The sequence below is a fragment of the Erythrobacter sp. NFXS35 genome (genome assembly GCF_040148725.1).
In the GTDB taxonomy this organism is placed as follows: Bacteria; Pseudomonadota; Alphaproteobacteria; order Sphingomonadales; family Sphingomonadaceae; genus Erythrobacter.
The window spans coordinates 984,953-1,007,676 of record NZ_JAGDEB010000001.1 but is presented as its reverse complement, the minus strand read 5'-3'; the positions used below and the strand labels follow the sequence as shown (position 1 = coordinate 1,007,676).

20 protein-coding genes and 2 tRNA genes are annotated in these 22,724 nt (G+C 65.2%); 10 read left to right on the top strand and 12 right to left on the bottom strand.

The features are described 5' to 3' along the window. Positions 1-31: 31 nt before the first annotated feature. The 4 genes from J3454_RS04975 to J3454_RS04960 all read right to left on the bottom strand — a co-directional run bounded on the left by J3454_RS04975 (position 32) and on the right by J3454_RS04960 (position 6,092). Positions 32-3,328: a S41 family peptidase gene (locus tag J3454_RS04975; RefSeq protein WP_349512640.1), complete on the bottom strand. Its 3,297-nt coding sequence runs from the start codon at positions 3,326-3,328 to the stop codon at positions 32-34. A gap of 157 nt (positions 3,329-3,485) precedes the next feature. After that, positions 3,486-3,561, bottom strand: a tRNA-Thr gene (locus J3454_RS04970). A 248-nt stretch (positions 3,562-3,809) separates the two neighbouring features. Beyond that, positions 3,810-4,691 carry a hypothetical protein gene (locus J3454_RS04965; protein ID WP_349512639.1) on the bottom strand — a complete coding sequence of 294 codons (882 nt, stop codon included), beginning with the start codon at positions 4,689-4,691 and terminating at the stop codon, positions 3,810-3,812. 81 nt (positions 4,692-4,772) lie between these two features. After that, positions 4,773-6,092, bottom strand: coding sequence for a replication-associated recombination protein A (locus J3454_RS04960; RefSeq protein ID WP_349512638.1), 1,320 nt, complete (start codon positions 6,090-6,092; stop codon positions 4,773-4,775). A gap of 117 nt (positions 6,093-6,209) precedes the next feature. Here J3454_RS04960 and J3454_RS04955 point away from each other — a divergent pair, with 117 nt between their 5' ends. Together J3454_RS04955 and J3454_RS04950 are read left to right on the top strand one after the other, a co-directional pair. Further along, complete coding sequence (locus J3454_RS04955; protein ID WP_349512637.1) at positions 6,210-6,848, top strand: PadR family transcriptional regulator; 639 nt, start codon at positions 6,210-6,212, stop codon at positions 6,846-6,848. Between the two features lie 95 nt (positions 6,849-6,943). After that, complete coding sequence (locus J3454_RS04950; protein ID WP_349512636.1) at positions 6,944-7,408, top strand: hypothetical protein; 465 nt, start codon at positions 6,944-6,946, stop codon at positions 7,406-7,408. 13 nt (positions 7,409-7,421) lie between these two features. On the opposite strand, the gene J3454_RS04945 is transcribed toward J3454_RS04950, so the two are convergent. Then, positions 7,422-8,627, bottom strand: coding sequence for a glycosyltransferase family 4 protein (locus J3454_RS04945; protein WP_349512635.1), 1,206 nt, complete (start codon positions 8,625-8,627; stop codon positions 7,422-7,424). 190 nt (positions 8,628-8,817) lie between these two features. Between J3454_RS04945 and J3454_RS04940 the strand changes: the two genes are divergently transcribed. The 4 genes from J3454_RS04940 (at position 8,818) to J3454_RS04925 (ending at position 13,415) form a co-directional block, all read left to right on the top strand. Further along, a complete protein-coding gene (locus J3454_RS04940; RefSeq protein ID WP_349512634.1) occupies positions 8,818-9,996 on the top strand; it encodes a phosphoserine transaminase in 1,179 nt (392 codons plus the stop codon). A 114-nt stretch (positions 9,997-10,110) separates the two neighbouring features. Beyond that, the gene (serA, locus tag J3454_RS04935) at positions 10,111-11,697 is read left to right on the top strand and encodes a phosphoglycerate dehydrogenase (RefSeq protein ID WP_349512633.1); all 1,587 of its coding nucleotides are present in this window, start codon (positions 10,111-10,113) and stop codon (positions 11,695-11,697) included. Between the two features lie 189 nt (positions 11,698-11,886). Beyond that, complete coding sequence (locus J3454_RS04930) at positions 11,887-13,029, top strand: ATP phosphoribosyltransferase regulatory subunit (protein WP_349512632.1); 1,143 nt, start codon at positions 11,887-11,889, stop codon at positions 13,027-13,029. After that, entirely contained in the window at positions 13,026-13,415 is a 390-nt protein-coding gene (locus J3454_RS04925; RefSeq protein WP_349512631.1) for a RidA family protein, read from the top strand. The genes J3454_RS04930 and J3454_RS04925 overlap by 4 nt, the downstream gene beginning before the upstream one ends. A 15-nt stretch (positions 13,416-13,430) precedes the next feature. Here the strand turns inward: J3454_RS04925 and J3454_RS04920 are convergent, their stop codons facing one another. Then, positions 13,431-14,492, bottom strand: coding sequence for an alpha/beta hydrolase (locus tag J3454_RS04920; RefSeq protein ID WP_349512630.1), 1,062 nt, complete (start codon positions 14,490-14,492; stop codon positions 13,431-13,433). A 338-nt stretch (positions 14,493-14,830) separates the two neighbouring features. On the opposite strand from J3454_RS04920, the gene J3454_RS04915 reads away from it, so the two are divergent. The 3 genes from J3454_RS04915 (at position 14,831) to J3454_RS04905 (ending at position 17,769) form a co-directional block, all read left to right on the top strand. Next, positions 14,831-16,120: an adenylosuccinate synthase gene (locus tag J3454_RS04915; protein ID WP_349512629.1), complete on the top strand. Its 1,290-nt coding sequence runs from the start codon at positions 14,831-14,833 to the stop codon at positions 16,118-16,120. 33 nt (positions 16,121-16,153) lie between these two features. Further along, complete coding sequence (locus J3454_RS04910; protein WP_349512628.1) at positions 16,154-16,708, top strand: L,D-transpeptidase family protein; 555 nt, start codon at positions 16,154-16,156, stop codon at positions 16,706-16,708. 68 nt (positions 16,709-16,776) lie between these two features. Further along, on the top strand, positions 16,777-17,769 hold the full coding sequence (locus J3454_RS04905) for a MarR family transcriptional regulator (RefSeq protein WP_349512627.1): 993 nt from the start codon (positions 16,777-16,779) through the stop codon (positions 17,767-17,769). On the opposite strand, the gene J3454_RS04900 is transcribed toward J3454_RS04905, so the two are convergent. The 4 genes from J3454_RS04900 to argH are packed head-to-tail and all read right to left on the bottom strand — an operon-like array spanning position 17,766 to position 21,470. Beyond that, positions 17,766-18,578: a precorrin-2 dehydrogenase/sirohydrochlorin ferrochelatase family protein gene (locus J3454_RS04900; protein WP_349512626.1), complete on the bottom strand. Its 813-nt coding sequence runs from the start codon at positions 18,576-18,578 to the stop codon at positions 17,766-17,768. The two genes, J3454_RS04905 and J3454_RS04900, sit on opposite strands and share 4 nt — an antisense overlap. 7 nt (positions 18,579-18,585) lie before the next feature. Continuing rightward, on the bottom strand, positions 18,586-19,845 hold the full coding sequence (gene lysA / locus J3454_RS04895) for a diaminopimelate decarboxylase (protein ID WP_349512625.1): 1,260 nt from the start codon (positions 19,843-19,845) through the stop codon (positions 18,586-18,588). Positions 19,846-19,857: 12 nt separating this feature from the next. Then, entirely contained in the window at positions 19,858-20,097 is a 240-nt protein-coding gene (locus J3454_RS04890; RefSeq protein ID WP_349512624.1) for a hypothetical protein, read from the bottom strand. Next, positions 20,094-21,470: an argininosuccinate lyase gene (argH, locus tag J3454_RS04885; RefSeq protein ID WP_349513139.1), complete on the bottom strand. Its 1,377-nt coding sequence runs from the start codon at positions 21,468-21,470 to the stop codon at positions 20,094-20,096. The genes J3454_RS04890 and argH overlap by 4 nt, the downstream gene beginning before the upstream one ends. 46 nt (positions 21,471-21,516) lie before the next feature. On the opposite strand from argH, the gene J3454_RS04880 reads away from it, so the two are divergent. Beyond that, complete coding sequence (locus tag J3454_RS04880; protein WP_349512623.1) at positions 21,517-22,080, top strand: TlpA family protein disulfide reductase; 564 nt, start codon at positions 21,517-21,519, stop codon at positions 22,078-22,080. Positions 22,081-22,097: 17 nt separating this feature from the next. On the opposite strand, the gene J3454_RS04875 is transcribed toward J3454_RS04880, so the two are convergent. Beyond that, positions 22,098-22,454 (bottom strand): DUF4440 domain-containing protein, encoded by a 357-nt coding sequence (locus tag J3454_RS04875; RefSeq protein WP_349512622.1) that lies wholly within the window; start codon positions 22,452-22,454, stop codon positions 22,098-22,100. Between the two features lie 159 nt (positions 22,455-22,613). Further along, a tRNA-Val gene (locus J3454_RS04870) sits at positions 22,614-22,689 on the bottom strand. Positions 22,690-22,724: the final 35 nt, after the last annotated feature.

The window sequence follows — 22,724 nt, the reverse complement described above, 5'->3', positions numbered from 1 at the left end:
CGTAAGCGGCGCTCGGCCCGCGCTTGGTCACTTACTTGCCGATTTCAGTAGGGTAGGGCGGCGGCGGCTTGATCGGCGAAACGGCTTCCTTGAGATCTTCCATGACCGTGGCAATCGCAGCCTCGAGCTGGGTGTCCTGTCCCCGGTCGAGCGCGAGCGGGTCAAGCTCGACCTGGAGATCGGGCGCAACTCCCTCGTTTTCGATCGTGAAACGACCCTGAGTGTCATAAAAACGGAAGTTCGGCACCGCCAGCCTGCCCCCGTCCATCAGCGCGGGATTGGCGCTGATCCCGATCAATCCGCCCCATGTGCGCGTGCCGATCAATGTGCCCAGATCGTACTCCCGGAACGCATAGGGCATCCAGTCCCCACCCGAGCCTGCATCCTGATCGATCAGCATTACCTTGGGTCCGTAGATCCCCCCGCCAGGAGTCGCATAGTTCAACCCCTCGCGATCTTGCCAGCCGGACAGCCATTTCCGGCTCAGCACGTCAATAATATAATTAGCGGCTTGCCCACCCCCATTCGAGCGTTCGTCAAGGATCAGCGCTTCCTTGTCGGTCTGGGCGAAATACATCCGGTTGAAAAAGGTGAACCCGGCATCGGCGGTGTTGGGCATGTAGACATAGGCGACGCGTCCACCGGTGGCCTTGTCGACATACCGACGGTTGTCCTCGATCCAGCTCCACAGGCGCAAGGCACCTTCGTTCCCCACCGGTTCGACCGTGGAAGTGCGACGCGGCCCGCTGGGAGTGGCGGAGACAGTCAGTGCGATCTGGCTGCCGCGTGCGCCCGACAACGCGGCGTAGATATTGTCGCGCGCGGTCAGTTCCTGACCATTGATGGCGATGATGTAGTCGCCCACTTTCACATCGACGCCCGGTGCGGCCAGCGGTGCTGCGACGAACGGGTTCCACTGCTCACCAGTGAAAATACGCTTGATCCGGTAACGCCCGCCTTCAACGGCGATATCTGCGCCCAAAAGGCCGGGCGAGGCTGCGCTGTTGTCATAAACATCGCCGCCGCCCACATAATTGTGGCCCACGCCCATTTCCCCGGTCATCTCGACGAGGATGTCGTTGAGATCTTCGCGCCGTCCGACATGGTCCAGAAGCGGTTCGAACTTCGCGCGCACACCGGCCCAGTCGAGCCCATGCAGTCCCGGATCGTAGAAATATTCCTTTTCCATCCGCCACACATCGCCGAAGATCTGCTTCCATTCGGCCATCGGGTCGACATACAGCTTCACTCCGGCGAGGCTCACCGGCTCGGGCTCAAGCTTCTTGCCAGCATCTGCAGTGACGAGGGTATCGTCATGCTTCATCAGCAGCAGCTTTTCCCCCTTGGCGTCGGTGGAGACGGAAACAATGCCGATTCCGACTTGCTCGGCCTCGCGCTCTTCGAAGTCAAACCGCATCAGCCGCGCCCGTTCCTGCCCGCTGCCGGGGCCGGTGGCGACGCCGGGCTGGGCACGTTCGACATAGAACAGTGCGCCGTCCGAGGCGGTGGCGAGGCTGGCATAGGACGCTTCGGCTACAGGCAGCGCGACTATGCGCCGGTCCAGCCCGACCGGATCGACTTTGGGTGCCGGCTTCGTGTCGGTCGCGCTTTCGGCCTTCTTGTCCTTACCGTTCTTGCTGTCGCTGCCGTCATCCTGCTTGTCGTCGGCTTCCTCGTTGGCGAGGATCGGGGCGAGCGGCGATTCTCCGTCCGCTTCCAAGACTGCGGCATAGAGCGCAGCGCGATAGGGGCGGTCCTGCGTCGTCATGTCGAGCCCGGAATAAAAAGATCCCGCATTGGTCGAAGCCGAGAAGAACAACAGCTTGCCGTCTTTCGAGAACTGCGGCGAGCCGATGTCGGCAAAGCTGCTGGTCACAGGGTAATTGCGGCGGGCGACAAGATCATAGAGGTTGAGCGCAGCGTTCTCATTCGCGCCGCGGGTGGTGTAGGCCACCCATCCGCCAGTCGGCGAAATGGTCGCGCCGAAATTGCCGTTGCGGCGCGGGCTCTCGGCAATTTCCCAGCTTGTGCCGCTGGCGACATCAAGTGCGCGCAACTTGAGATTGCTGGTTGCGAATATGATATGCCGGCCTTCGTTACCCCACGCAATCAACTCGTGGAAAACCTCGCCCAGCGCGATGCGCCGCACCGGTTCGATCCCGCTCTGATCCTCGATCATCAGCGCCTGTCCGGTTCCGTCGTCGGTGACATAGGCAAGCCGAGTACCATCATCCGACCAGATCGCGCCGTAATCGCGGATTGCCGCGCTTTGCGAGATGTTGCGAGCCACGCCCTTGTCGGTCGGCACAGTGAACACGTCGCCGCGCGCCGTCACCGCGACGCGCGCGCCCGAGGGGGACAGCGCGGCGCTGGTCATTTGTTCGCCCGCCGGTTTCCAGCCGGGGCGGCGCGCGGGCAGGTCTGCGACGAGGGTGATCGGCAGGCGGCCACTGGTACCGCTTGCCACGTCGAGCGTGTGCAGCACACCGCCCGCTTCGTAGACGATCCGTCCATTCTTTGCGGTGATGTTGCGGATGTCCCAATCGCTTTCGCGGGTGACCTGAGTCACTTCGGTGGTGGCCGGGTCATAGCGGAAGATGTTGGCGCGGGTGTTCCAGCGGTCGGACAGAAAATAGAGTTGGCCGTCCATCCACACCGGATCGAATTCGCTGGTGCGTTCTCCAGGGATTGTGGTTGCAGTGTCGGCATTGAAATCGATCAGCTGGATCGACGGGGTTCGCCCGCCACGATAGCCGCGCCAGCCGTTGACGCCGCCGGTTAGCACCGCATTGCCCGAACCCCACGGCACATTGGCAAAAATGCGCCCGCTTTCGTCATAGCTGCCGGCCATTACTGCGGCTTCGGAGATCTTTTTCGGCAGACCACCGTCCAGCCCCACGTGATAAAGCTGACCCGAGCGGCCTGAGCGGCGTTCCCGCGCGCTGACCATCGCCACCGCCGTGCCGTCGGGCGTCCAGTCGATTGCGGCATCATCACCCGGATGCCAGGTTAGGCGCTGTGGCTCACCCCCCCGTACGCCAATCACGAACACATCGGCATTGCCATCGTAGTTCGCGGTATAAGCAATCTTGCTGCCATCGGGCGAAAAAATCGGATCACGTTCGTCGGCGCGGTGCGATGTCAACCGCACCGGATTGCTGCCGTCCGGCGCCGCGATCCAGATATCGCCAGCGTAGACGAAGGCGAGCGCGTTGTCCGAGAGCGCCGGATCGCGCAGCAGCTTGGTTTCACTTTCCTGAGCATGGGCGATAGGCGCGGCGAGCGCGCTGGTGGTGAGCAAGGCGGCGGCGATCCAGCGGTGTTTCATATGTGTCCCCTCCTGTGACTGGCTTCAAGCTGACAGCCTAGCGCCTACTCCGCCAAAGCGAAATGTCGTCAGTCGAGCCAAAGGGGGCTTTGGACGACTGCGAGAGGACGAGATTGATGCAACCGGAAAGCCACCAGGCGATTCGCCACAAAAAAGGTGGTGCCGGCTGCAGGATTCGAACCCGCGGCCCCCTGATTACAAATCAGGTGCTCTACCAACTGAGCTAAGCCGGCTTCCCGTGGCCGCGCCCTAACCCCAAACTGTCCCGCCCTCAAGTAGCGAAGCGATAGGGCGGCAAGAACGCCCTCAAGTAGCGAAGCGATAGGGCGGCAAGAACGCCCTCAAGTAGCGAAGCGATATGGCGGCAACAACGCCCGCTAGCTGTGTGTGATTGTCGGCTGCACTTGCAGCCTCGAGGCCGACCGGTCGCCCGCAGCGGTTGGGGGGGGGGGGCTTGCCCGCAACGCTGCAAGGACGTCATTCAAAGCGCGCCGAACGTCCAGCCTTCGGTGCGGGCCACTTCTTCGGTGAGGCTGGGGGGATGCCACAAATCGCGGCTTGCATGGACATGGCGCAGCCATGCGGCGGTGAGCAGCGCGTCGGAGGAGTGATCGTCAATGGCGCCTGCGCCCATGACCGGCGGCGAGCCGAGCAGATCCAGCGCATCGTTCAGGCCTGCGAAGCTGCGGATCTTGGTCGCCGTGCCGGTCACGCCGCCCAGCCGCGCTGCGACGGAAGTATAGATTTCCGTCACCACCGAGCCTTCTGCGGGCAGCGGATCGACCGGCCACACCGGCACTTTGCCGCTGAGCCGGTGCAGCATCCGCATGCCGGTCAGGCTCGACTTGCCGACCTGCGCTGCGCCGACGAGGTTGAAATTGCTTACCGGTCGCACGCCTTGCGCGCGCTGCGCCGCCTCGGCGAGGCGAAATCGGCCCTCGCGCGATACCGCACCGGGCAGCAGGAAGCGGTCGCCTTGCGCGCCCTTGCCATGGCGGAAATAGCGGGATGCTTCCGGGTGGGTCACGAAACCGCCTGCTTCGAGGTTCGGATCATCGGCGCATAGACGGTCGATCAGTGCCCATAATACGCGTGCATCGGCGGGTGAGGCGTCCCAGCCGGGAAAGAACGCGCCTGCATCCGCGTAAGGTAGCGAAATGCCAAGATCGAAGCCGACCAGCGTCGGCGCGGTGAGATTGCGCACCATTGCCAGCACCTCGCCACGCGCCCAGCCGCGTGGATCAGGCGGGGGGAGCAACGCGGGCGGACCTCCCTCTGCGCTCGTCATTGCCAGCGCGATGCCTTTCTGGCGCGGACCCTTTGCGCCCGACCAATCGACGGCGAGAAAGTGGGTGAATCTCATTGGGAACGTGCGCCCCCGCGAAGGCGAGGGCCTCCTTCGGCTTGGCGCAAGATTGCCTGAGATCGCCGCCTGCGCGAGGACTCAGCCATCGGATTTCTCCGCTCGCAGCTTGTCCCAGTATTCCAGCCGCTTCTTCACCTCGCGCTCGAACCCGCGAGGGGCCGGCGTATAGAACTGCTGCGGCTCCATTTCCTCCGGCCAGTAATTGTCGCCCGAAAAGCCCTCGGGCGTGTCGTGGTCATAGGTGTAGCTCTTGCCGTAGCCGAGGCTTTCCATCAGCCCGGTGGCCGGGTTGACGATGTTCATCGGCGGCATCAGGCTGCCGGTGTCCTTCGCGGAATTCCAAGCGGCTTTCTGCGCCAGATAGACAGCGTTGGATTTGGGCGCGGTCGCCAGATACAGGCAGGCCTGCGCGAGCGCCAGCTCGCCCTCCGGGCTGCCGAGGAACCGGTACGCCTCCATCGCCGCCATGCATTGCGGCAGCGCGTGCGGATCGGCCATGCCGATGTCCTCCGCCGCCATCCGGACCAGTCTGCGGGCGAGGAACAGCGGTTCTTCCCCCGCTGTCAGCATCCGCGCGAGGTAGTACAGCGCCGCCTGCGGATCGCTGCCGCGCACAGCCTTGTGCAGCGCGGAGATGAGATTGTAATGCCCGTCACGGTCCTTGTCGTACACCGCCACCCGGCGTTGCAGGAAGTTGCCGAGCGCCTGCGGATCGAGCGGTTCGGATAGGCCCGCCGCATACAAGGTCTCGGCCTGGCCCAGCACGAAACGTCCGTCGCCGTCTGCCTGCGCGATCAGCGCGGCGCGTGCCTCCGGGGTGAGGGGGAGGGGGCCTTCGAGCGTTTCCGCCTTCACCAGCAGCGCCGCCAGAGCGGCCTCATCCAGCCGGTGCAGCACCAGCACCTGCGCGCGGCTAAGCAGTGCGGCGTTGAGCGCGAAGCTGGGGTTTTCGGTGGTCGCGCCCACCAGCGTCACCACGCCGCGTTCGACATAGGGCAAGAAGCCATCCTGCTGGGCGCGGTTGAACCGGTGGATCTCGTCCACGAACAGCAGCGTCTTGCGCCCGGCGCTCGCGAACTTTTCGGCCTCGGCGAAGGCCTTCTTCAGGTCGGCGACGCCCGAGAACACCGCGCTAATCGCTGTAAAGCGCATTCCCACGGCATCGGCCAGCAGGCGCGCAATCGAGGTCTTGCCGGTGCCGGGCGGCCCCCAAAGGATGATGCTGGCGAGCTTGCCAGCCGCCACCATCCGCCCGATCGCGCCTTCGGGGCCAGTCAGGTGTTCCTGCCCCACCACTTCGCCCAAGATTTGCGGGCGCAGCCGATCAGCCAGCGGCGCATCGCCGGACGGCGTAGCGGGCGCAGGGGTGGGCGCATCGTCTCCGAACAGGTCAGCCATTCGTCGGGCCTGATACGCTCATCGTCGGAAAAGGGAACCGCGTAGCGGCGCACCCCTTGTCAAGATAGGTCGAAGATATATCTTTGACCTATCACCACGCATGAAAAGGATCGTGCAATGAGCTGGAACAAATATGGACGCGGCACCGGTTGGGACAAGCTGGGCGAAGCGATTGCGATGATGGCGATGAGCGGGAACGCCAATATTGGCGGCCCGGGCTTCAAGGCCAAGTGGCGCTGGGACGAGGATAACGAAACCGAGGAGCGCGACGCACCCGGCAGACGGCGTCAACGGCGTGGGCGGATGTTCGGCACCGGCGAATTGCGCCTCGCGCTGCTCGCCCTGATTGCTGAAGACCCGCGCCATGGCTATGAACTCATCAAGGAAATCGAGGACATGACCGGCGGCGCCTATGCCCCGAGCCCCGGCGCGGTCTATCCCACCCTGCAACTGCTCGAGGACGAAGGCGCGATTGCCCCAGCCGAGGCGGAGGGCGCGAAGAAGCCCTTTGCTGCCACCGACAAGGGACGCACTGAACTGGCCGAACGCGGCGATGAAGTGGAAACGCTGATGAAGCGGCTGGGCCGCCATGCCGAGCGCGCGGAGAAGGTGCGATCGCCAGATCTGTTCCGCGCGATGGGCAATCTTGCCAACGTGCTAAAGAACCGCGCCCGGGTCGGCAAGCTCGACGAGCGCACCATCAACGAGATCGTCGACATGATCGACGAAATGGCGAAGCGCATCGAGCGGTTGTGATTCGCACCCGCGATTGCGGTTGACGCAACTCGGGCGTATCTCTCCTCCATCCGGCCCCCACACTCGGGTGATGCTGGATGGGGGAGGGAGCATACATGACCATCATCGGCAATCAGCGCGTCAAAGCGCCGTGGCACCTGTGGGTGCTGGGTGTCGTCAGCCTGCTGTGGTTTGCAGGCGGGGCCAATGACTACGTCATGACCAAGACCGCGAACGAAGCCTATCTCGGCATGGCAGCCGACAACATGGGCGTGAGCGTCACGGCGATCCTCGACTATTTCAACGACTATCCGCTGTGGGCGACCGTGTTCTGGGCGCTCGGCGTATGGGGCGCAGTGGCCGGATCGATCCTGCTGCTTTTCCGCAGCCGGTTTGCCTTTCACGCCTTTGTCGTTTCGCTGATCGGGTTGGCGGGATCGACCGCTTACACTTTCACCTCCGACATCCCGCCAGAGTTCGCCACCACCGGACAGCTGGTGTTCACGGTCGTGATCTGGGCCTCGGTATTCGGGATGGCTTTCTTTGCGAGGGCCATGACCAAGGCGGGCGTGCTGCGCTGAACCGCGGGGGCGATCAGGCCGCTTGCGCTGCGTGACCCTGTTCGCTGGCCTGCAATGCGCGCCGATCCTCGACCAGCCGCACGTAGGTGTCCGCGACCACCTGATTGATCGCTTCCCAGCCAAATTCGCAGGCCCGCGTTTCTCCGGCCGCGCCGTGGGCTGATCGCAGCGCCGGATCGGTGCAATAGGGGGCGAGCGCTTCGGCGAAGGCGGCGGCGTCTGCATCTTTGGTGGTTGGCACCACCAGCCTTCCGGTGACGCCTTCCGATACCAGACTGGCGCTGCCGGTCGCGCCGGCGGCCACCACTGGCAGACCGCTCGCCATCGCTTCCAGCGTGACATTGCCGAAGGTTTCGGTGACGCTGGGGTTGAAGAATATATCCCCGCTGGCCAGCGCCTGCCCCAGCCCCTCGCCGGTCTTGAAGCCTGCGAAAATGCCGCCCGGCAGGTTCGCCTGGAACCATTCGCGTGCGGGGCCATCGCCGATCACCAGCACCTTGTGCGGCACCTGACGGCGGCGCAACTGGACGATGGTTTCGGCGAACACGTCCAGCCCCTTTTCCATCACCAAACGGCCGAGGAACACGATGGCGACATCATCATCCGCAAGGCCGAGGCCGCGCCGCCATTCCGGATCGCGGCGGGCGGACGAGAAGATGGTGCGATCCACCCCCCGGCTCCACAGCGCAATATCGTCATGCATTTTCATCGCCAGCAATTCGTCGATCATCGATTGCGAGGGGGCCACCAGCGCATCGCAGCGATTGTAGAACCGCCGCAGCAAGCGGATGATCAGCGGTTCGAGGAACGCCATCTTGTAGTAGCGCGGATAGGTTTCGAACCGCGTGTGAACAGACGCCAGCACCGGAACATCGTGATCCTGCGCCCACCTGAGCGCCGCGTGGCCGGATGGATCGGGCGAGGACAGGTGGACGATATCGGGCCGGAATTTTTCCAGATCGCGCTTCACCGCTGCGCCCAGATGGGTCGGCATGCGGTATTCGCCGCGTCCCTTCACTGGCATCGGCACATTAGGCAGGCCGACCAGATCGCCGGTCGGCGGAAAATCGGGATTGGCGACCTTCGGGGAATAGATGCGGACCTGCGCGCCTTTGGCCAGCAGCGAGCCGACCAGCCGGTTGAGCGCCTGATTCGCCCCGTCGCGGGTGTAGTTGTAATTGCCGCTGAACAGCGCAATGCGAAGATCGGAAATGTTCATTTCGCGGGTTGATTAGTAACATTCGACCCGCTTGGCGAGGGGCTATCCTGTCGAGAGCGGAAAGGGCGATCGGTCAGCCAACCGGGTCCGGTGGTCGATTCATGCGTTGACTTGTCACCGGCGACCTCTAGAGCGGCCAGCGGGCCACGCGGTCCCAACGCCGCGCGAGCTCTCTGCAAGGAGAGAATACATGACTGAGTACACCCGCGGGCTCATGCACGAGCCTACGCTTAAGCCTGAACGCCCGTTTTTTTCGTCGGGCCCCACGGCAAAATTCCCCGGCTGGTCGCTGGACAAACTGAAAACCGATTCGCTTGGCCGTTCGCACCGTTCGGCGCTGGGCAAGGCGCGGCTGAAGTACGCGATTGATCTGAGCCGCGAACTGCTCGGCATCCCCGATGATTACCTGATCGGCATCATGCCCGCGTCAGACACCGGCGCAATCGAAGCCGCCATGTGGGCGATGCTCGATCCGGCACGCCCGGTCACGGTCGCCGCGTGGGAAAGCTTCGGCAATATCTGGATCCAGGACGCGGTGAAGCAGCTCAAGCTGCCTAACCTGCAAGTCCTCACCGCCGATTATGGCGAGATCCCCGATCTCACCACCATCCCGCAGCGCAATGATGTCGTGTTCACCTGGAACGGCACGACCAGCGGCGCGATGATCCGCAACACCGACTGGCTGGAGCCGGGCCGTGAAGGGATCACCATCAACGACGCCACCAGCGCGATTTTCGCGCAGGAAATGGACTGGTCGAAGCTCGATGCCACGACCTACAGCTGGCAGAAGGTGATGGGCAGCGAAGCGCAACATGGGATGCTGATCCTCAGCCCCAAGGCCGTCGCCCGGATCGAATCCTACGATCCGCCGTGGCCGATGCCCAAGCTGTTCCGCATGAAGAAGGGCGACAAGCTCAACCTCGGCATCTTCGCGGGTGAGACGATCAACACCCCTTCGATGCTGGCGACCGAAGATTACATCGCAGCGCTGGAATGGGCGAAAAGCATCGGCGGGCGCAAGGCGCTGGTCGAACGCGCCAACGCCAATGCCAAGCTGGTGAAGGACTGGATCGAGACCACCCCGTGGCTGCGCAATATGGCGTCCGATCCGGCGCAGCAAACCAACACCGGCGTCTGCATGGTGTTTCAGGGCGAATATTACGACGCGCTGTCCGATGAAGAAAAGGCGGCCGTGCCCAAGAAAATCGTCAAGACGCTCGAAGAACGCAATGTCGGCTTCGATTTCAACGGCTACCGCGATGCGCCGCCATCGTTGCGCATCTGGTGCGGTTCGACCGTGGAGCAGGAGGACGTGAAGCGTCTACTGCCGTGGATCGAATGGGCCTATGAAAAGGTCAAGAACGGCTGATTTTTGGTCGGGTATGAGCCCCCGCGCAGGCGGGGGCCTCCCGCAGCCACGTGTTTCCATGATTGCCTGGGGTCCCCGCCTGCGCGGGGACTCGCTCGTGCCGAGGAATTTCCCATGACCCGTCCCAAAGTTCTCATTTCCGACAAGATGGACCCCAACGCTGCGCGCATTTTCGAAGAGCGCGGCTGCGATGTCGATGTCATCACCGGCGAAACGCCGGAACAGCTGATCGCCCGCATCGGCGATTATGATGGCCTCGCCATCCGCTCCTCGACCAAGGTGACCGCTGCCATTCTCGATGCCGCGACCAATCTCAAGGTCATTGGCCGCGCCGGGATTGGCGTGGACAACGTCGATATCCCCTATGCCTCTGGCAAGGGTGTGGTGGTGATGAACACCCCGTTCGGGAACTCGATAACCACCGCCGAACACGCAATCGCGCTGATGTTTGCGCTCGCCCGCCAGATCCCAGAAGCCAACGCGCAGACGCAGGACGGCAAGTGGCCGAAAAGCGGGTTCATGGGCGTGGAACTCACCGCCAAGACGCTGGGCCTGATCGGCGCGGGCAATATCGGTTCGATCGTCGCCAGCCGCGCGCTTGGCCTGCGGATGAAGGTGATCGCCTATGACCCCTTCCTGACCGAAGACCGCGCCGTGGAAATGGGAGTCGAGAAGGTTGATCTCGACACGCTGCTGAGCCGCGCCGATTTCGTCACGCTGCACACCCCGCTGACCGACGAGACCCGCAACATCCTCAACCGCGACAGGCTCGAGAATGCGAAAAAGGGTATCCGCATCATCAATTGCGCGCGCGGCGGGTTGATCGACGAAGCGGCGCTGAAGGATTGTCTGGAAAGCGGCCAGGTGGCAGGGGCGGCACTGGACGTGTTCGAAACCGAGCCGCCCGCGCCCGATCACCCGCTGTTCGGCACATCCAATTTCATCTGCACCCCGCACCTTGGCGCCAGCACGACCGAAGCGCAGGTCAATGTCGCCCTGCAGGTGGCCGAGCAGCTAGCCGATTACCTCGTCAACGGCGGCGTCACCAATGCGCTCAACGTACCCTCGCTCTCCGCCGAGGAAGCGCCCAAGCTGCGCCCCTATATGGCGCTGGCGGAAAAGCTCGGCAGCCTTGTCGGGCAGCTAGCGCATGGCAACCTGACCAACATCAGCATCGAACGCGAAGGTGCAGCCGCCGGGCTCAACGGCAAGCCGATCACCGCCGCCGTGCTCTCCGGGCTGATGCGCCGCTATTCGGATACGGTGAATATGGTCAACGCGCCGTACCTCGCCAAGGAGCGCGGGCTGGACGTGCGCGAAATCCGCCATGACCGTGATGGCGCATACAACACGCTGCTGCGTGTCACGGTGGACACTGCACAAGGGCCGCGCTCGGTCGCGGGCACGCTGTTCGGCAACGAAGCGCCGCGTCTGGTGGAGATCTTCGGCATCGGGATCGAAGCCGAACTGGCCGGGCACATGCTGTACATCGTTAACGACGACAAGCCGGGCTTCATCGGCCGCATCGGGACGCTGCTGGGCAGTCACGGGATCAACATCGGCACATTCAACCTCGGCCGCCGCGATGCGGGCGGGGAAGCGGTGCTGCTGCTGAGCCTCGATGAACCCCTCACGCCCGACGTGATCGCCGAGGCCGAGAAGGTCGAAGGCGTGAAGCTGGTCAAGGCTTTGGCTTTCTGATCTCTCGCGGGAAGCTGGCCACGCCAGCTTTCCTGCCGAGGGGGCGGCCTGACGGCCGGCGGGCGGTCGCCCTGGCGGTCCGCTGTGCGAACCGACCTTGCAATTTATCGTCACCCCGGCGAAGGCCGGGGCCCAGAGACGCAGGCCGGACTCGATCCCGACCTGCGCCGGGATGACGCGCGAGAAACAATGACCCAACCCAACGATCTCCTCCCCGAAGGTCTTGAAGACCGTCTGCCGCAAGAAGCCGCGCGGATCACGGCGGCGATGCGTGCGTGCCTCGATGTGCTGGACGCGCATGGATACGATCGGGTGCGTCCGCCGCTGCTCGAGTTCGAAGCGTCGCTAGCGGGCCGCATGGCCGGAGTGGCCGCGGGCCCGAACGGCGGGCTCGATTCGCGGGCGATGTTCCGCTTCGTCGACCCGGCGAGCCTGCGCACGCTTGCGCTGCGCAGCGACATCACCCCGCAGATCGGGCGGATTGCCTCCACCAGCCTGCGCGATGCCGCGCGCCCGCTCAGGCTCGCCTACTGCGGCGACACCGCGCTGATCCGCGCCAGCCAGCTCGATCCCGCGCGTGAGCGGCTGCAACTGGGCGCCGAACTGATCGGCGCGGATAGCGTCGCGGCCGCCAGCGAAGCCGTGATGCTGGCGGTCGAGGCGCTCGGCGCGGCGGGGCTGACCGGGATCTCGGTCGACTTCACGCTCCCTGATCTGGTTGATACCCTCGCGGCCGAGGCGCTGCCGCTGGCGCCGGACAGGCGCGAGGCTGTGCGGCGCGAGCTCGATACCAAAGACGCAGGCGGGTTGAAGGCCGCAGGCGGCGCGGCCTATCTGCCGCTGCTCTATGCCACCGGCCCGTTTGCCGAGGCGCTTCCGGCCCTGCGCGCGGTCGATGCGGGCGGGGCGCTCAAGTCCCGGCTCGACGCGCTCGAGCAGATCGCCGCCAGCATCGGCGATAGCGCCCGGATCACGCTCGACCCGACCGAGCGGCACGGGTTCGAGTACCAGTCGTGGTTCGGCTTCACGCTCTATGCCGATGGCCTGCGCCGTGCGGCGGGGCGGGGTGGTACCTATCGCATTGCCGGGAGCGACGAGCCCGCGACCGGCTTCACCCTCTACATCGACCGGCTGGCAGAGGCCGCGCCTGATCCTGAGGCCGCAAGGCTGATCTGGCTCCCGCTCGGCCATGACCGTGCGGCGGCAGCGGCCTTGCGCACCCAAGGCTGGCGCACCCGCGCCCAACTGGCTGAGGGCGAGCATCCCGGCGCACTGGGCTGCACCCACATCCTCGAGGCAAGCGGGCCTGCCGAACTGGAGCCCCGCCCATGACCGACCGGGCCAAGCCGATCACGCTCCTCGACGATCCGCTTGCGCCCTATCGCATCGCCCCCGCCTGGCAGGTCGGCGATCTTGTGTTCCTGTCGGGCCAGGCCAGCATCGGCGCCGATGGCGGGATCGTGGGCGTGGGCGATTTCGATGCCCAGCTGGCCCAGACCTTCGCCAATATCGAAACGGTTCTGGCAGCGGCGGGCAGCGACCTTTCCAAGGTGGTCAAGGTCACGATCTATCTTACCGACATGGCCAACTTCCCCAAAATCGTCGAGGCCCGTCGGCGCTGGTTCACCGCGCCTTATCCGGCCGATACGACGCTGGAGGTGCGCAGCTTGGCACTGCCCGAACTGATGGTCGAGATCGACGTCATTGCGGTCACCTGACGCGTCCGCGCCGCTCTACCCCAGCACCCGCTCCACAAACGCATCGACCGCTTCGGTCTGCGCCGCGCCTGCTTCGGTGCCGAGTTCGCGGTTCATCCGGCCATGATCGGTGCCGTTGATCGCCGCCGCTTCCGCCTGCGCACCCGCTTGCCCCAAAGCCGCGATCAGCGCTTCGGACTGCGCCTTGGAATTCGCCCGCTCGGCCACATACAGCGCCAGCCAGTGGGGCGCATCCTTGCCGCCCACGTGGGTGATCGGCGAAAGCGCCTTTTGCCGCGTGGGATCGGTGCCGAACACGTCGCGGTAGAGGTTGGGCATCTCCAGCGTCGGGGTCGCCATCGCAGCGGGGACGTCATAGCCCGCCCCGTCGAGCAGCACGACGCCGCGAATCGCGCCGAATGCATCGCCGGCATAGGTGGGGTCGGTTGCGACCAGCGCGGCAAGATGCGCGCCCGCGCTATGGCCCATCAGCACGATCCTTTCGGGATCGAACCCGCCCGTTTCGGCCTGTGCGCGCAAGGCCCGCAAGGCTGCGCCGATATCGGCCGCCTGCTGTTCAACCGGGGTATCCGGCAGCAGCCGGTATCCGGCCGAGGCGAAGACGTATCCTGCATCCTTGAAGTGCTGCGGCTTTGCCTGCACTGCGCTGCGGTTGCCGATGCTCCACCCGCCGCCGTGGACGAACACCACCAGCGGCGTATCGCCCACTGCATCGTCAGGGGTGTAGATATCGACCTGCTGGCGGTCGTGGCTGCCATAGATCACCGTGCTGCTGACCCGCTGACTGACGAATTCCGCCCAACTCGTGGCGGCGATGCGTCGCGGCGGAGCAGCGCCTTGGCCGCCGCGTGTGCCCATTCGTTCGCGCAGGGCGGATTGGCAGCCTTCGGACAATTCGGCATATTTCTCGCGCAGGCAAGTGCGCATCTGCGCCCGGTCCGTGCCGCACAGCTTCACGATTTCCGCGCGGCATTCGGCAGGCAGCCGCGCGCCGCCGCGCTGCTGGGCGAGGATCGGGGCGGCCAGCGCAGCAGCGGCGGCAGCGGCGGCAAGCAGGACTTTGGGTGCGGCGTTCATCGTGGTTCCTTCGTGTGCCCTGATACCCTGCTTCAACGGCGAATCCCCTGCAACCCTTCGCGCCGGATCGCCGCGTTCAGTCATCGCCGCGAATTCCTGAATGTGGAGACACATGAGACACTGTCCAGAAACCGAAAAACCGCCCCGGCCCACGTCCAGGTTACAGGTGCGCAACATGCGAGGTGGGCGGCATCGGCGGGCATGATTGCCGACCTGCCAGATCGCCGCCGCGGTAGGAAAGCGCGATTGCGCCATGTGCTTGCCACCATGTCGCGGACCGCCTAGTGCCGCGCCCGGCCCATCGCCATCAGAACCACCGCCATCATCGAAGGAACAACATGGCCAACGTCACCGTGATCGGCGCCCAGTGGGGCGATGAGGGCAAGGGCAAGATCGTCGATTGGCTCGCCAGCCGCGCCGATGTGGTCGTGCGCTTTCAGGGCGGGCACAATGCCGGGCATACCTTGGTCATCGACGGCAAGACCTACAAGCTTTCGCTGCTGCCGTCGGGCATCGTGTCGGGCACGCTGTCGGTGATCGGCAATGGCGTGGTGCTGGACCCCTGGGCACTGCGGGACGAGGTCGCCAAGGTCGAAGGGCAGGGGGTCAGCATCACTGACGAGAATCTCGCGGTTGCCGACAATTGCCCGTTGATCCTGCCGCTGCACCGCGACCTTGATGGTCTGCGCGAAACGGCGGCGGGCAAGGGCAAGATCGGCACCACCGGGCGCGGGATCGGTCCGGCTTACGAGGACAAGGTCGGCAGGCGCGCGATCCGGGTGTGCGATCTTGCGCATCTCGACACGCTGGAACCGCAGCTTGATCGGCTGTGCGCTCACCATGATGCGCTGCGGGCGGGCTTCGGCCAGCCGCCGGTCGATCGCGCCGCGCTGCTCGAAGAACTGCGCGAAATCGCGCCCTTCGTGCTCAAATTCGCCCAGCCGGTGTGGAAGCGGTTGAAGAAGGTGCGCCGTGCGGGCGCGAAGATCCTGTTCGAAGGCGCACAGGGTGTGCTGCTCGATGTTGATCATGGCACCTATCCGTTCGTCACGTCGTCCAACACCGTCAGCGGCACGGCGGCTTCTGGCAGCGGGCTCGGCCCCAATTCGACCGGCTATGTGCTCGGCATCGTGAAAGCCTACACCACCCGCGTCGGCAGCGGCCCGTTCCCGACCGAGCTGGAGGACGACGTCGGCCAGCGGCTCGGCGAACGCGGCCATGAATTCGGCACGGTCACCGGGCGCAAGCGCCGCGTGGGCTGGTTCGATGCGGTGCTGGTGCGGCAATCCTGCGCGATCAGCGGCGTCACCGGCATCGCGCTCACCAAGATCGACGTGCTCGACGGGCTGGAACGCGTGGCGATCTGCACCGGATACCGCCTACGCGGGAAGGTGTATGACTACTTGCCCAGCCACGCCGCCGATCAGGCCGAATGCGAACCGATCTACGAAGAGATGGACGGCTGGCACGAAAGCACGGCAGGCGCGCGCAGCTATGCCGATCTGCCCGCCAACGCGATCAAGTATATCCAGCGCATTCAGGAATTGATCGAATGCCCGGTGGCGCTGGTTTCGACCTCGCCAGAACGTGACGACACGATCCTGATGCGCGATCCTTTCGTGGATTGATAAACCGGGCGCGGCGGGGTTATCCTGCCGGACATGAAACGCTTCGTCGCCCTTGCTGTGCTGGCCTTGGCCGCCTGCGTCAATCCGCCGCCCAAGGTGGCCGAGGGTCCGTCGTCGCTGCCGCCGCTGGAGCGTGAGGCGCAGCGGATCGTGCCGCAGCGTACCTTCGCCGCCGTCGATTACCTGCTGGTCGACAAGTCCGAACGGCTAATGATCGGCTATGCCGGGGGGCAGCCGGTCAAGGTGTGGCGAGGCTTGCAGTTCGGCGACCAGCCGCAGGGGCACAAGCGCTTCGAAGGCGACGAGCGCACGCCCGAAGGCCGCTATGTGATCGAGGGCCGCAATCCCGGCAGCGCCTATCATCTCAGTCTGAAAGTGTCCTATCCCGACGCCGCCGACCGCGCTTTTGCGGCGCAGTACGGACGCTCGCCCGGCGGCGATATCTTCCTCCACGGCCAACCCAACGCTCTGCCGCTGGGGCGGATTCCGGGCGACTGGACCGACGGTTGCATCGCCTTTTCCAACGCGGAAATCGAGGAGTTGTGGCGCATCGTGCCCGATGGCACGGTGATCGAGATCCGGCCCTAATACGCAAATATACTTGACCTGATCCGTGTTTGTTCTACTCTCGTTCCGCTATTGCTGGAGTCGAGTCGATGCTGAACCTTGCTTGTGACGGGTCCGATTTTTCCTATGAAGCCGTCAGCGATTCCGCCGGGTTGCGCGCACGAGCGGCAATTTATGCAGGCGATGCGGGGTTGCGGCAGCAGATCGCCGAGGATCTGGACGGGGCAGGGTTCCGCACCATCGACGGGGGAACCATCGCTGCGCTGCTCGAAGGGCCGATTGCGCTGCTCGGCGATGTGGTGGTGGTCGATTGCCCCGTCACCGGGACGCGCGGGCTCGATGGGCTGATGCTGGCCGGGCTTGCGCGGCTCGACATGCGGGTGGCGCGCGCGGGCGCGAAGCTGATCGTGGCGACCAACATGGCGGGCCTCGATGATGTGTTCGCGGTGCTTGACCAGTCCAATCCGCAGATCCTTGTCGCGCCCAGCCGCGCCGAACGGGTGATCGCGGTAGGCCGGGCGATGGGGGAAGCGGGCGCGGCCCGGTTGCGTGAAATGGGAGAGGAAGACCGCGTGGCCTTGCTGCGCCTGTCGCAACAGGTCGAAGCGATCGCCCATTCGCTCGACCGGTTATCGCAGCCGGAGGTCAGCGGTGCGACTTCATTGAGTGAGTTCAAACGCGATTACCGCGGGGCCGATCCGGTGCCGACCGGGTTCGGCGGTGCCGGGCTGCAACTGCCCGATCCGGGCATGGTGCGGCAGGTGATTGCCAATCGGCAGGCGCGCTGCAAGTTCTTCGACGCGGAGCTGTTCGGCGATCCGGCATGGGACATGCTGCTTGATCTGACCGCTGCGCACGCGGAAGGTGCGCGGGTTTCGGTCACGTCGCTGTGTATTGCCGCCGCTGTTCCGGCCACCACCGCGCTGCGCTGGCTCACCCAGATGGTCGAAAGCGGCGTGTTCGTGCGCCTGCCCGACCCGGCGGACAAGCGCCGCGCTTTCATCGCGCTGAGCGATCGCTCGCTGGCAGCAATGGCAGGCTATTTCGCCAGCCTGCGCGCGCCCGCCACGCTGGCGGCCTAGATCGCCGGACGGTAGCGTAGCAGCAGGGTGAGGCCGGGCGTGTCCTGTCCGGTATCCTGCCCTGGCCGGCCGTCCCACACTTCGCGCGCCGCATCGGCGCGGGCGCGGGCGAGGATGGCGGGCGGTATTGCGCCGTCGATCAGCAATAAATCCGCCTCGCCCAGCAAGCGGGCCTGCCGCAAGGTCAGGTCTTCGGGATCGGGGCTGGCAAGGGTGATCTCAACCATGCCGCCCACGCGTGGCTGCTGTGTTCCCGCGGCCCAATCCGCAGCCCGCAAATGTGCCTCGGCATCAAACGGGTCGAGCGCGCCGCCCTCGCGCAATGCCGCATCGACTGCGCGCCGCCGCTCGGCGCCGTCGGGGAAGCGCCCTCGCAAGACCGGCCGCGCCGCTTCCAGAGCTCGCGCCAGCAGGCCCAGCGTCTGCGGCAGCACCCGTTCCAGCCGCAGCCGCACATGCTTGGCAAGGCCAGCAGACGCACCACCCGTACCGATCGCCACCAGCAACGGATCGCGGTCGAGGATGCTCGGCGTGGTGAAATCGCACAATTCGGGCCGGTCGACGACATTGACCAGCATCCCGGCACAGCGCGCATTGATCGCAGCGACCTCGCAGGCGCGCGCGTCGTCATAGGCGATGAAGGCGATCCGCACCCCTTCGTCCACAGCACGAGCGAGATCGTCGACGATCACCCCGCCCGCACGCTCCACCAGCCGCCGTTTGGGCTCGGCAGCATCCCCGTCGCCTAGCACCAGCACGCTGTGCCCAGCGATCTGGTGGAACAGCGGCAGGCTGGCGATTGTGCTCATCGGCGGATCAGCCGAGCCATTCCGGCACGCGCTCGGCGTCCATGATTGCGCTGGCCGCGATCCGATCGGCGACGACCGCAAACTTGTCGCCGTCGACCAGCACCTCGGCCACGAAACCGCGCGAATTGTAGGACGAGGCCATGGTCGCGCCGTAAGCGCCAGCGGTGCGGAATACCGCCAGCTCGCCCGCCAGCAGCGCATCGCATTCGCGGCCCATGGCGAAGGTATCGCCGGTTTCGCAGATCGGGCCGACGATGTTCGCCGTCATCCGCGCCGCCGTCGGCTCGACCGCCTCGAAATGGTGATACGCCCCGTACAGTGCCGGACGCGCGAGGTCGTTCATCGCCGCGTCGACAATGACGAAGGGATCCTTGATCCCGCGCTTCACCCGCACCACGCGAGTCAGCAGCACGCCGGCATTGCCCGCGATCACGCGGCCCGGCTCGAAGATCAGCTTGACCCCCCAATCATGGGTCACCCGCGCCACCATCGCGCCGTATTCCGCCGGTTCCGGCAGCACTTCGCCCACGCGGTACGGCACGCCCAATCCGCCGCCTAGATCGACATGGGTGATGGTGTGACCCGCCCCGCGCAACGCCGTCACCAGCGTGCCGAGCTTGCCGAAGGCAGTTTCCAGCGGAGCCAGATCGGCAAGCTGGCTGCCGATATGCACCGCCACGCCGCGTAAGTTCACGCCCGGCAGCCCTGCCAGCTTGCCGAAAATCTGCCCGGCCTGGCTGATCGGCACACCGAACTTGTTATCTGCCTTGCCGGTCGAGATCTTGTCATGCGTTCCGGCATCGACATCCGGGTTGATCCGCAGCGCGCATTGCGCCGTCATCCCGCGCGCGGCGGCCAATTCGGCCAGCTCCAGGCCTTCTTCCTCGCTCTCGATATTGAACTGACCGATGCCGGCGTCCAGCGCGGCGACCATTTCAGCCGCGGTCTTGCCCACGCCGGAAAACACGATCATGTCGGGCGCGATCCCGGCCGCCAGCGCGCGGCGCATCTCGCCTACAGACACCACGTCCGCGCCCATGCCCTGCTTGCCCAGCACCTTCAACACCGCAAGGTTGGGGTTCGATTTCACCGCAAAGGCGATCAGCTTGTCAGGCACATCCGCCAATGCCTCACGGAAGACCCGCGCATGGCGTTCCAGCGTGGCGCGGGAATAGACGTAGACGGGCGTGCCGACATCATCCGCAATGCGCGGCAGCGGCACGTCTTCGGCGTGCATCACGCCGTTCAGATAAGTGAAATAGTCCATGGCTCTTTTTCGCTATTCGGGCGGCAAATCGAAGGGATCGTCCTGCCGTTCTTCCGATCGGCGGCGCAGTTCCACGCTGCGTTCGGGCGCGGCGAGCGCTTCGCGGCGCAGCAATTCGTCAGCGGTGGGCGGAACGGCGGCGCCATAGGGGGCGACCGGCAGGTTCGCGCCCGCAGGCGGGGTGAGCGGCGCGCGAGAGCCGCAGGCGGCGAGCAGCACCGTGCCCGCCAGACAAACAGCAATCCGCATCATTCCTCCATCCCCAACATCGTCCTTGCCCGTCCGACCTGCAAACGGACCTGCGCCGGAGCGGTTCCGCCATACGAAGCCCGCGCCGCGACCGAAGTATCCACCGATAGCGCAGCATAAACCCGATCGTCGATCCGCGCATCGATCGCCTGAAGATCGGCAAGCGGCAGTTGATCGAGCGCGATGCCGCGCGTTTCGGCCAGCTTCACTGCGCTGCCTGTGATGTGGTGCGCCTCGCGAAACGGAATGCCCGCCTCTCGCACCAGCCAGTCGGCAAGGTCCGTGGCGGTGGCATAGCCGAGTTCTGCCGCAGCGCGCATCCGGCCTGTGTTGAAGGTGCTGCCCGCGATCATCCCTGTCATCGCGGCGATGGCGAGTTCCATCAGCGATGCGGCTTCGAACACCGGCGGCTTGTCGTCCTGCATATCCTTGGAATAGGCCAGCGGAAGGCCTTTCATGGTGATCATCAGGCTGGTCAGCGCCCCGATCACCCGGCCCGAATGCCCTCGCACCAGTTCGGCGGCGTCGGGGTTCTTCTTCTGCGGCATGATCGACGAGCCGGTGGACAGACTATCGGGCAGGCGGATGAAGCCGAAGGGCTGGCTGGCCCACAGGATCAGCTCCTCCGCCAGCCGCGACAGGTGCAGCGCGGTGGTGGAACAGCAATAGAGGAAATCGAGCGCGAAATCGCGGTCGGACACGGCATCGAGCGAGTTGGCGGTGGGCGCATCGAAGCCGAGCGCGCGCGCCGTCGCATCGCGGTCGATCGGAAAGCCGGTGCCCGCCAGCGCGGCGGAGCCCAGCGGGCATTCGTTCATTCGCGCGCGCGCATCGGCCAGCCGCGAACGGTCGCGCCGCAGCATCTCGTAATAGGCCATCAGGTGGTGGCCCAATGTCACCGGCTGCGCGGTTTGCAGGTGAGTGAAGCCGGGCATGATGTCGGCCGCATGTTCGCCCGCCCGCGCGACCAGTGCGCGCTGCAAACCCGCAAGGCCATCATCCATCTGATCGAACCGCCCACGCACCCACAGGCGGAAATCGGTCGCCACCTGATCGTTGCGGCTGCGCGCGGTGTGGAGGCGGCCTGCGACCGGACCGATCAGTTCGGCCAGCCGCGCTTCGGTGGTCATGTGGATGTCTTCGAGGTCCCAGTCCTCGGGTACACCGTCGGCCGCATATTCGGCGGCGACGGTGTCCAGTCCCGCGCCGATGGTGGCGGCGTCCTCGGCCGCAACGATCCCCTGCGCCCCCAGCATTGCGACGTGCGCCTTGCTGGCGGCGATATCCTGGCGCCACAGCGCCTTGTCGAAGGGAATCGAGGCGTTGATTTCGCGCATGATCGCGCTAGGGCCGGCAGCGAAGCGCCCGCCCCACATGGCGTTGGTTGCGTCCCCGCCGTTCGCACCATCATCGGAGCCTGTCATGTCCCGCTCGCCGTTCATATTCGCTGTATCGTTCCTGCTGCTGGCCGGATGCGATAGGGCCGCCGACGCGCCAGCGCAACCGGCGCAAAGCGCGGGCGTTGGTACAGGGGTGGGTGAAGTTGCGCGGCAATTTGCCGGAATGCCGCTGCCGGCAATGGAATTCACCGATGCGGAGGGCAACAGCCTTGATCTGGCTGCGCAGGACGGGCCGGTGCTGATCAACCTGTGGGCGACGTGGTGCGGCCCTTGCGTGGTGGAGATGCCGCAGCTGGATGCGCTCGCGGGCGAATTGGACGGCGAGGTGCGCGTCATCACTGTCAGTCAGGACGTGCGCGGCGCCGAGGTGGTGACGCCGTTCTTCGCCCAGAGAGCCTTTGTCCGGCTCGAACCGTGGCTCGACCCCGACGCGCAGCTTTCCGCGCAGTTCACGCCCGAAGGGCTGCTGCCGCTGACGATCCTGTTCGATGCGCAGGGCAAGGAAGTGCTGCGGGTGGCGGGCGGTTACGAATGGGACAGCCCTGACGCGATCGCCATGATCCGCCAAAGCCTAGCCACGCCATAATGCGAGCGCCTTTTCGCCTAGCCTGCGGTTAGCGGAACGGTTTGCTGGTGCTGCAACACGCGCCACTCGTCGTGTTCGAGCCTGCGCATGGTGGTCGTGCAATAGGCAGCGTAGGCTCTGCCATCACGATCCGCTTCGGCCTTGTAGGCGACGACGATCAGACCTTCTTGTGGGCGAGCGATCTGCCTTTCGCTGAACGTCACCTGCGACCACCGCGGCGTCGCCGCGACGGCCTCGACCGCCTGATCGCCCGTGAAGACATACGGTCTTTCGGGAAGGACCATGAGGCATTCGGCATCGATCAACTTGCGGTATTGCTCCGGGTCGCCCGTCCAAAGGCTCCGTTCGAACTCCCAAACGCGCGAATCTTCCATATCACAGCTCCTGCAATTTGGAGATTCGAACCCTGGGGAATCACGATCGTTCCGAAGCTGCGCCTGCCTGTCGGACGACCGGTGGCTGGCTTCCCGTCAGCCGAAAACATCGATCGGACCGGATGCGAGCGCTTTCACTTGGCGGGGACAATGCGTCCCTGGTGGGCGGTGACGGGCTCGAACCGCCGACCCTCTCGGTGTAAACGAGATGCTCTACCAACTGAGCTAACCGCCCTGCGGTGTGCAGGAGTGCGCCGTTTAGCGGGGATT

What these genes read in the sequence shown, in the direction of transcription:
- J3454_RS04960 (WP_349512638.1), bottom strand. Translation starts at nt 6,092, where the DNA reads ATGGCTGACCTGTTCGGAGACGATGCGCCCACCCCTGCGCCCGCTACG.
- J3454_RS04880 (WP_349512623.1), top strand. Translation starts at nt 21,517, where the DNA reads ATGTCCCGCTCGCCGTTCATATTCGCTGTATCGTTCCTGCTGCTGGCC.
- J3454_RS04955 (WP_349512637.1), top strand. Translation starts at nt 6,210, where the DNA reads ATGAGCTGGAACAAATATGGACGCGGCACCGGTTGGGACAAGCTGGGC.
- J3454_RS04900 (WP_349512626.1), bottom strand. Translation starts at nt 18,578, where the DNA reads ATGAGCACAATCGCCAGCCTGCCGCTGTTCCACCAGATCGCTGGGCAC.
- argH (WP_349513139.1), bottom strand. Translation starts at nt 21,470, where the DNA reads ATGTGGGGCGGGCGCTTCGCTGCCGGCCCTAGCGCGATCATGCGCGAA.
- J3454_RS04940 (WP_349512634.1), top strand. Translation starts at nt 8,818, where the DNA reads ATGACTGAGTACACCCGCGGGCTCATGCACGAGCCTACGCTTAAGCCT.
- J3454_RS04890 (WP_349512624.1), bottom strand. Translation starts at nt 20,097, where the DNA reads ATGATGCGGATTGCTGTTTGTCTGGCGGGCACGGTGCTGCTCGCCGCC.
- J3454_RS04945 (WP_349512635.1), bottom strand. Translation starts at nt 8,627, where the DNA reads ATGAACATTTCCGATCTTCGCATTGCGCTGTTCAGCGGCAATTACAAC.
- J3454_RS04925 (WP_349512631.1), top strand. Translation starts at nt 13,026, where the DNA reads ATGACCGACCGGGCCAAGCCGATCACGCTCCTCGACGATCCGCTTGCG.
- J3454_RS04920 (WP_349512630.1), bottom strand. Translation starts at nt 14,492, where the DNA reads ATGAACGCCGCACCCAAAGTCCTGCTTGCCGCCGCTGCCGCCGCTGCT.
- J3454_RS04915 (WP_349512629.1), top strand. Translation starts at nt 14,831, where the DNA reads ATGGCCAACGTCACCGTGATCGGCGCCCAGTGGGGCGATGAGGGCAAG.
- J3454_RS04910 (WP_349512628.1), top strand. Translation starts at nt 16,154, where the DNA reads ATGAAACGCTTCGTCGCCCTTGCTGTGCTGGCCTTGGCCGCCTGCGTC.
- J3454_RS04965 (WP_349512639.1), bottom strand. Translation starts at nt 4,691, where the DNA reads ATGAGATTCACCCACTTTCTCGCCGTCGATTGGTCGGGCGCAAAGGGT.
- serA (WP_349512633.1), top strand. Translation starts at nt 10,111, where the DNA reads ATGACCCGTCCCAAAGTTCTCATTTCCGACAAGATGGACCCCAACGCT.
- J3454_RS04930 (WP_349512632.1), top strand. Translation starts at nt 11,887, where the DNA reads ATGACCCAACCCAACGATCTCCTCCCCGAAGGTCTTGAAGACCGTCTG.
- J3454_RS04905 (WP_349512627.1), top strand. Translation starts at nt 16,777, where the DNA reads ATGCTGAACCTTGCTTGTGACGGGTCCGATTTTTCCTATGAAGCCGTC.
- J3454_RS04975 (WP_349512640.1), bottom strand. Translation starts at nt 3,328, where the DNA reads ATGAAACACCGCTGGATCGCCGCCGCCTTGCTCACCACCAGCGCGCTC.
- lysA (WP_349512625.1), bottom strand. Translation starts at nt 19,845, where the DNA reads ATGGACTATTTCACTTATCTGAACGGCGTGATGCACGCCGAAGACGTG.
- J3454_RS04875 (WP_349512622.1), bottom strand. Translation starts at nt 22,454, where the DNA reads ATGGAAGATTCGCGCGTTTGGGAGTTCGAACGGAGCCTTTGGACGGGC.
- J3454_RS04950 (WP_349512636.1), top strand. Translation starts at nt 6,944, where the DNA reads ATGACCATCATCGGCAATCAGCGCGTCAAAGCGCCGTGGCACCTGTGG.